The sequence below is a fragment of the Streptococcus bouchesdurhonensis genome, assembly GCF_948472335.1.
Window position 1 is genome coordinate 1 of sequence record NZ_CAOKTW010000041.1, and the last position, 877, is coordinate 877.

Consider the following 877-nt stretch of genomic DNA (forward strand, 5'->3'; position numbering starts at 1 on the left):
TGGCTTTTCAAACTTTGTCAACACTTTTTTTAAACTTTTTTTATTAATTTTACAACAGCTTCCGTTCGAGCTGTATGCGGGAACATATCGACCGACTGGATATAATGGAGATCATAGACTTCTACTAAACGTACTAAATCACGAGCCAAGGTCGAAACATTGCAAGAAATATAGACCATTTTTTCTGGTACATAGGTAAGAATAGTATCTAATAACTTATCATCCAGACCTGTACGTGGTGGATCCACAATCAGAGCATCTGCTCGGTAGCCTTCCTTATACCAGCGAGGAATAATCTCTTCTGCCGTTCCAGCTTCATAATGAGTATTGTCAAATCCCATTCTTTTAGCATTTCGCTTGGCATCTTCAATAGCTTCTGGAATAATATCCATACCTCTGAGTGTTTTTACTTTCTTTGCAAAGGCAAAACCAATTGTTCCAACTCCACAATATGCGTCAATCAAATGGTCTTCTTTACTAACATCCAGCGCTTTTACTGCCTCGCTATAAAGGACTTCTGTTTGTTCAGGATTCAGTTGATAGAAAGCTCGAGGAGATAGTGAAAATTCATAATCGAGTACACCTTCTTGAATACTCTCTTCTCCCCAGATAATCTCTGTCTTTTCACCATAAATTTCACTGGTTTTAGCTGTATTTGTATTCACAGCCACTGTCACAACTTCTGGAAAATCTTTAACTAAGTCTTTTACTAGTTGGGTTAAATTAAGCTGACGGTTTGTAACAATAATAATCTGAACCTGTCCAGTCTTTCTTGCTCGTCGGACCATTATCGTTCTAACACCTAGAACTTTTCTCTCATCCGTGATTGGAATCTGGTGATAAGTAAGTAATTCTGCTAGACGATTAGCAATCACTT

General features: G+C 37.9%; 1 protein-coding gene. It reads right to left on the bottom strand.

The window, feature by feature from the left end; translation table 11 throughout:
• Positions 1-29 precede the first annotated feature (29 nt).
• Positions 30-877, bottom strand: an 848-nt coding sequence (rlmD, locus tag QMQ21_RS19230; protein WP_261814987.1) for a 23S rRNA (uracil(1939)-C(5))-methyltransferase RlmD, incomplete at its 5' end; no start/stop codon positions are given.